The organism is Phenylobacterium sp. (assembly GCF_024508875.1).
Lineage (GTDB): Bacteria > Pseudomonadota > Alphaproteobacteria > Caulobacterales > Caulobacteraceae > Phenylobacterium.
In genome coordinates, this window is record NZ_JANINU010000316.1 from 1 (window position 1) to 1,850 (window position 1,850).

The 1,850-nt window shown below is 66.0% G+C and carries 5 protein-coding genes; all 5 read right to left on the minus strand.

Going from position 1 to position 1,850, the window contains the following annotated elements:
- Window positions 1-330: 50S ribosomal protein L16 (gene rplP / locus Q0L11_RS20795; protein WP_296599803.1), on the minus strand; the 330-nt coding region annotated here is incomplete at its 3' end.
- A gap of 12 nt (window positions 331-342) precedes the next feature.
- The gene (gene rpsC, locus Q0L11_RS20800) at window positions 343-1,104 is read right to left on the minus strand and encodes a 30S ribosomal protein S3 (RefSeq protein WP_296599804.1); all 762 of its coding nucleotides are present in this window, start codon (window positions 1,102-1,104) and stop codon (window positions 343-345) included.
- The gene (gene rplV / locus Q0L11_RS20805; protein ID WP_296599805.1) at window positions 1,104-1,484 is read right to left on the minus strand and encodes a 50S ribosomal protein L22; all 381 of its coding nucleotides are present in this window, start codon (window positions 1,482-1,484) and stop codon (window positions 1,104-1,106) included. Before rplV ends, rpsC begins: the two co-directional genes overlap by 1 nt.
- 1 nt (window position 1,485) lies before the next feature.
- Window positions 1,486-1,764 (minus strand): 30S ribosomal protein S19, encoded by a 279-nt coding sequence (gene rpsS / locus Q0L11_RS20810; RefSeq protein ID WP_296599806.1) that lies wholly within the window; start codon window positions 1,762-1,764, stop codon window positions 1,486-1,488.
- A 3-nt stretch (window positions 1,765-1,767) separates the two neighbouring features.
- The coding region (locus Q0L11_RS20815; protein ID WP_296599808.1) for a hypothetical protein at window positions 1,768-1,850 on the minus strand (83 nt) is incomplete at its 5' end.

The following is a 1,850-nucleotide window of genomic DNA, read 5'->3' on the forward strand; positions in this document are numbered from 1 at the left end:
CGGCACGCCGTCGATTTCGAACATGATCCGGCCGGGGTGAACCCGGGCGGCCCAGTAGTCGACGGCGCCCTTGCCCGAGCCCATCCGCACTTCGGCGGGCTTACCGGTCACCGGCACGTCGGGATAGATGCGGATCCACACCCGGCCCTGGCGCTTCATCTGGCGGGTGATCGCGCGGCGGGCCGCCTCGATCTGCCGCGCGGTGACGCGCTCGGGCTCGACGGACTTCAGGCCGTAGGAGCCGAAGTTCAGCGTGAAGCCGCCCTTGGCCGTTCCGTGGATACGGCCCTTGAACTGCTTGCGATACTTGGTGCGCTTGGGAGACAGCATGTTCCTGAGTCCTTAGGCGTTCTGCGGCTCGCCGCGGCGTTCGCGACGGGGACCACGATCGGGACGATCACCGCGCTCGCGGCCGCCGCCCTCACCAGCAGGCCCGCTTTCGCCGGCCAGACGCTTGTCGAGGGCCATCGGGTCGTGGTCGAGGACCTCGCCCTTGAAGACCCACACCTTCACGCCGATGATGCCGTAGGTGGTCTTCGCCTCGGTGACACCGTAGTCGATGTCGGCCCGCAGGGTGTGACGCGGCACGCGGCCTTCCTGGTAGGATTCGGCCCGGGCGATTTCGGCGCCGCCCAGACGACCCGACACCTCGATGCGCATGCCCTTCGCGCCCAGACGCATGCCGCTTTGCAGCGACCGCTTCATGGCGCGCCGGAAGGCGACGCGACGCTCAAGCTGCTGCGCGATGTTCTCGGCGACCAGTTGGGCGTCGGTTTCCGGCTTGCGGATCTCGACGATGTTCAGGTGAATCTCGCCGTCCGTCATGGCGGCGACGTCCTTGCGGAGCTTCTCGATGTCCGCACCCTTCTTGCCGATGATCACGCCAGGGCGCGCGGCATAGATGGTGATGCGGCACTTCTTGTGCGGACGCTCGATGATGATGCGCGAGACACCGGCCTGATACAGGCGCTTCTTCAGCGCGCGGCGGACCTTGATGTCCTCGTGCAGCAGCTTGCCGTACTCGACGCCGTCGGCGAACCAGCGGCTGTCCCAGGTGCGGTTGATGCCGAGGCGAAGCCCGACCGGATTGACTTTGTGACCCATCAGGCGGCCTCACCCACTTCGCGGACCACGATCGTGATCTCGCTGAACGGCTTCTCGACGCGCGACGCACGACCGCGGGCGCGGGCATGGAAGCGCTTCATCACGAGGTTCTTGCCCACGTAGGCCTCGGCGACGACCAGCGAGTCGATGTCGAGGTTGTGGTTGTTCTCGGCGTTTGAGATCGCCGAGTAGAGCGCCTTGCGCACGTCGGCGGCGATCCGGCGCGAGCTGAATTCCAGCTCGTTCAGGGCGCGCTGCACCTTCAGGCCACGGATGGACTGAGCGACGAGGTTCAGCTTGCGGGGGCTGATGCGGATGGTCCGCACCTTCGCCACCGCTTCGGCGTCCGTATAACGGCGAGCCTTGGCTTGCTTGCTCATCTTACTTCCTCTTGGCCTTCTTGTCGGCCGCGTGACCGGGGAAGAAGCGGGTGGGCGCGAACTCGCCCAGCTTCATGCCGACCATGTCTTCCGAGATGAGCACCGGGACGTGCTTCTGGCCGTTGTGCACGCCGAAGGTCAGGCCCACGAACTGGGGCATGATCGTCGAGCGGCGCGACCAGGTCTTGATCACGTCCTTGCGGCCGGAGTTGGCGGCCGCTTCGGCCTTCTTGAGCAGGTACCCGTCGACGAACGGGCCTTTCCAGACGGAACGGGTCATGGCTTAGCGAGCCTTCCGAGCGTGACGCGAACGGATGATGAACTTGTCCGTCGCCTTGTTCTTGCGGGTCTTCCGGCCCTTCGTGG